General features: G+C 55.6%; 1 protein-coding gene, 1 tRNA gene and 2 rRNA genes. 2 read left to right on the forward strand and 2 right to left on the reverse strand.

Annotated features, from left to right (window positions below):
* Together HMPREF9465_RS02105 and HMPREF9465_RS02110 are read left to right on the forward strand one after the other, a co-directional pair.
* Positions 1 to 76, forward strand: a tRNA-Asn gene (locus HMPREF9465_RS02105).
* Between the two features lie 508 nt (positions 77 to 584).
* Complete coding sequence (locus HMPREF9465_RS02110; RefSeq protein ID WP_005433649.1) at positions 585 to 1649, forward strand: malate/lactate/ureidoglycolate dehydrogenase; 1065 nt, start codon at positions 585 to 587, stop codon at positions 1647 to 1649.
* A gap of 160 nt (positions 1650 to 1809) precedes the next feature.
* Here the strand turns inward: HMPREF9465_RS02110 and rrf are convergent.
* A 5S ribosomal RNA gene (gene rrf / locus HMPREF9465_RS02115) occupies positions 1810 to 1924 on the reverse strand.
* Between the two features lie 118 nt (positions 1925 to 2042).
* Positions 2043 to 4926 (reverse strand): 23S ribosomal RNA (locus HMPREF9465_RS02120).
* Positions 4927 to 5000: the final 74 nt, after the last annotated feature.

A 5000-nucleotide genomic window follows, 5' to 3' on the forward strand; every position in this document is an offset into this window, starting at 1 on the left:
TCCCCGATAGCTCAGTCGGTAGAGCGACGGACTGTTAATCCGCAGGTCGCTGGTTCGAGCCCAGCTCGGGGAGCCACGAATTCGAAAAGCGGCGCTTTCGCAAGAAGGCGCCGCTTTTTTTCGTCCCTGCAATGCGCCGCACGCCTCCGCCTTCGGGCTTGGATTTCGCATTAGTCCGGAACCACTAGGCACTTTTCCCTGCCCACTTTGCCGCGCGTCACGATTCCCGCGTTTCCCCTTCTCGTCTAAGCACTTTACCCATTGAGGCACCGCCTTGTGGCATGTATCGTTGACTTCGGCGAATCGGATTGGGTTATCCGGATCGTCCCGGTGGAGAGAAACCTTTCTGTCTGTCTTCCCTCCCCGGTTTGGCTCTTCCGGTACAGGTGGACCGAAAGAGCCGGGTCTTGGGCCGCGTCGACGCTCGCATGCGTCCGCGGCCCCCTTTTTTGAACCCGCTTTCTTGCGAAGCGCCTCGAGGACTAGGTCATGAGCCTGATGTCCGCCACCCTCCCGTCGTCCTAGAATGTAGGAATCGGAATCCTGCGGATTTCGAACCGACTTTCATATAAAGGACAACAGCCATGCGCTACCCAGCAGCAAAACTTGAGAGCCTTGCCCGTGACTTCCTCGAGGCCACCGGCAGCAGCGAGGACGAAGCCCGCGTCGTCGCCGAACACATGATCGGCGCGAACCTTCGCGGCCACGACAGCCACGGCGTGGGCATGATCGCCATGTACGCCCAGTACCTCAACGAAGGCAAGCTCATTCCCAACGCCCCGCTCAACGTCATCAAGGACACGGGCCCCGTGCTCCAGCTCGACGGTTGCCGAGGCTACGGCCAGCGCATCGGCCGCGAGGCGACCGACATGGCCATCGAGCGCGCGAAGAAGCACGGCATCTGCATGTACACGATCGGTCGCAGCTGCCATCTCGGCCGCATCGGCACCTACGGCGAGCAGGCTGCCGCCGCAGGCATGGTCTCGATCCACTTCGTGAACGTCAACCACTTCTTTCCGCTCGTCGCGCCGTTCAACGGCTCCAAGGCCCGCTTCGGCACAAATCCCATGTGCGTGGCGATGCCCGGCACCGACGCGCACGGTCCGTTCATCCTGGACTTCGCCACGTCGATCGTGGCGATGGGCAAGACCCGCGTCGCCTATCTCGCCGACAAGAAGTTCGACGAACCCGTGGTGCTCGACGTCGACGGTCATCCCACCAACGACCCCACACCGATGTGGCAGGAAGGCGAGAAGGGTGCCCTGATGGCGTTCGCCAAGCACAAGGGCTCGGGCCTCGCCATGGCCTGCGAGCTGCTTGCAGGCCTCCTCGCGCACGGCGAGACCATCCAGCCGGGCCACGAGCGCGACGGCAGCATCGTCAACAACATGACGGCCTTCATGATCGATCCGTCCGTGCTCGGCAACCTCGACTGGATGAAGGCCGAATTCGATGCGATGGTCGACTACGTCAAGAGCTCTCCGGCTCCCGACCCCGTCAACAACCCCGTGCTCACGCCGGGCGAACCCGAACGCCTCCGCATGGCCGACAGGCTTGCCAACGGCGTCGAGATCTCCGACGGCGAAATGGCGGCCATTCTGAACGTCTGCCAGGCCGCAGGCGTGCACCACCACTGGGAAGTCATCTGAGGCTCCCCAAGGGCCTCTGAAGGCGTCTGAGACACTTCCTGAGGTCCCGGCCCGCAGGCCCCGTCTGCGGGCCGTTGCGCATCCGCGGGGCCGAAATCCTTCAGGCGTTGAAAAACAAAAACCCCGGTCTCTTTCGAAACCGGGGTTTTTGGAATGGTGAGCCTGACGATGTCCTACTTTCACTGGAAATACAACCAACTATCATCGGCGATAAGGTGTTTCACTGTCCTGTTCGGAATGGGAAGGAGTGGGACCACCTCTCTATGGTCATCAGGCAAAGGCTTTGCTGCGCGAGCAGCGAATTCTTCACTTGGTCAGAAACAAAGCTGAGCTGTGATTCATTGACTCAGAAATTCTCTTGACGACATTCAGTCAAAAAAGCTTCACGGTTATAGGATCAAGCTTCACGAGCAATTAGTAATGGTTAGCTGAGTGCCTCACAGCACTTACACACCCATCCTATCAACGTCCTGGTCTCGAACGACTCTTTAGGGAGGTCTAGCCTCCAGGAAGACTTATCTTCAGGCAAGTTTCCCGCTTAGATGCTTTCAGCGGTTATCTCTTCCCCACATAGCTACCCGGCGATGCCACTGGCGTGACAACCGGTACACCAGAGGTGAGTCCACTCCGGTCCTCTCGTACTAGGAGCAGCCCCCGTCAATCTTCCAACGCCCACGGCAGATAGGGACAAAACTGTCTCACGACGTTTTAAACCCAGCTCACGTACCTCTTTAAATGGCGAACAGCCATACCCTTGGGACCGGCTACAGCCCCAGGATGAGATGAGCCGACATCGAGGTGCCAAACACCGCCGTCGATATGAACTCTTGGGCGGTATCAGCCTGTTATCCCCAGAGTACCTTTTATCCGTTGAGCGATGGCCCTTCCATACAGAGCCACCGGATCACTATGACCTACTTTCGTATCTGCTCGACTTGTGGGTCTCGCAGTCAAGCACGCTTTTGCCATTGCACTATCAGCACGATTTCCGACCGTACCTAGCGTACCTTCGCACTCCTCCGTTACCCTTTAGGAGGAGACCGCCCCAGTCAAACTGCCTACCATGCACGGTCCCCGGACAGGATAACTGTCCCAGGTTAGAACCTCAAACAAATCAGGGCGGTATTTCAAGGACGCCTCCGCCACAACTGGCGTTGTGGTTTCACAGGCTCCCGCCTATCCTACACAGATCGGTTCAAAGTCCAATGCAAAGCTACAGTAAAGGTTCATGGGGTCTTTCCGTCTAGCCGCGGGGAGATTGCATCATCACAAACACTTCAACTTCACTGAGTCTCAGGAGGAGACAGTGTGGCCATCGTTATGCCATTCGTGCAGGTCGGAACTTGCCCGACAAGGAATTTCGCTACCTTAGGACCGTTATAGTTACGGCCGCCGTTTACTGGGACTTCGATCAGGAGCTTGCACCCCATCAATTAATCTTCCAGCACCGGGCAGGCATCACACCCTATACGTCGACTTTCGTCTTTGCAGAGTGCTGTGTTTTTAATAAACAGTCGCAGCCACCGATTATCTGAGACCTCTTCGCGCTCGGGGTGTTTCTCCCTCCACGCTACAAAGGCACACCTTATCCCGAAGTTACGGTGTCAATTTGCCGAGTTCCTTCTCCTGAGTTCTCTCAAGCGCCTGAGCATATTCAGCTCGCCCACCAGTGTCGGTTTGCGGTACGGTCCCGCTGAACTGGAGCTTAGAGGCTTTTCCTGGAAGCACATCCAATCACTTCGCTCAAAAGAGAGCTCGATGCTTCGCCTCGGAGATTCGCTGACGGATTTGCCTGTCAGCCTCCTACGCTCGCAAACCGGGATATCCAACACCCGGATGATCTTCAATACTCCGTCCCCCCCTTCGCATTCAGCGGTGGTCAAGGAATATTAACCTTGTTCCCATCAGTTACGCTTCTCAGCCTCACCTTAGGGGCCGACTCACCCTGCTCCGATGAACGTAGAGCAGGAAACCTTGGGCTTACGGCGAGCGGGCTTTTCACCCGCTTTAACGTTACTCATGTCAGCATTCGCACTTCTGATACCTCCAGCAACCCTTACGAGTCACCTTCGCAGGCTTACAGAACGCTCCCCTACCACTCACACACAAGTGTGAATCCGCGGCTTCGGTTATTGACTTAGCCCCGTTACATCTTCCGCGCAGAAAGACTCGATCAGTGAGCTATTACGCTTTCTTTGAAGGATGGCTGCTTCTAAGCCAACTTCCTGACTGTCTTAGCCTTTCCACTTCGTTTTCCACTTAGTCAATATTAGGGACCTTAGCCGGCGGTCTGGGTTGTTTCCCTCTTGAGTCCGGACGTTAGCACCCGGTGCTCTGTCTCCCGTGCTCAAACTTCCAAGTATTCGGAGTTTGCCATGGTTTGGTAAGACGCCATGTCCCCCTAGCCATAACAGTGCTCTACCCCCTGGAGTCATACACGAGGCACTACCTCAATAGTTTTCGGGGAGAACCAGCTATCTCCAGATTTGTTTAGCCTTTCACCCCTATCCACAGCTCATCCGCTAATTTTGCAACACTAGTCGGTTCGGTCCTCCAGTGTGTGTTACCACACCTTCAACCTGGCCATGGATAGATCATCTGGTTTCGGGTCTACGCCTAACGACTGAACGCTCTGTTCGAACTCGCTTTCGCTGCGCCTCCCCTATACGGTTAAGCTCGCCATTAAACGTAAGTCGCTGACCCATTATGCAAAAGGTACGCAGTCACCCCTTAACGAGGCTCCTACTGTTTGTATGTATGCGGTTTCAGGATCTATTTCACTCCCCTCCCGGGGTTCTTTTAACCTTTCCTTCACAGTACTGGTACGCTATCGGTCGATCACGAGTATTTAGCCTTGGAGGATGGTCCCCCCATCTTCGAGCAGGATGTCACGTGTCCCGCTCTACTTATCGCACACTTAGTACCACAGCTGCCTTTTCCAGTAAGGGGCTATCACCCTCTATGGCCGGACTTTCCAGACCGTTCCCGTAAGTTGGCTGCTATCGAGTGCTGGGCTGATCCGATTTCGCTCGCCACTACTTTCGGAATCTCGGTTGATTTCTTTTCCTGAAGCTACTTAGATGTTTCAGTTCGCTTCGTTCGCCTCCCATCCCTATATATTCAGGATGGGATACCTGCAAAGCAGGTGAGTTCCCTCATTCGGACATCTGTGGATCAAAGCTTATTTGCCAGCTCCCCACAGCTTTTCGCAGGCTGTCACGTCCTTCATCGCCTGTGATCGCCAAGGCATCCACCACATACACTTAGTCGCTTGATCCTATAACCCTGAGGCCTTTTGCCCTCAAAGTCACAAGCAACCTATAACGTATACGCTGATTTCTCTGATTATGT

It is taken from the genome of Sutterella wadsworthensis 2_1_59BFAA, from assembly GCF_000297775.1.
Lineage (GTDB): Bacteria > Pseudomonadota > Gammaproteobacteria > Burkholderiales > Burkholderiaceae_F > Sutterella > Sutterella wadsworthensis_A.

What these genes read in the sequence shown, in the direction of transcription:
- HMPREF9465_RS02110 (WP_005433649.1), top strand. Translation starts at nt 585, where the DNA reads ATGCGCTACCCAGCAGCAAAACTTGAGAGCCTTGCCCGTGACTTCCTC.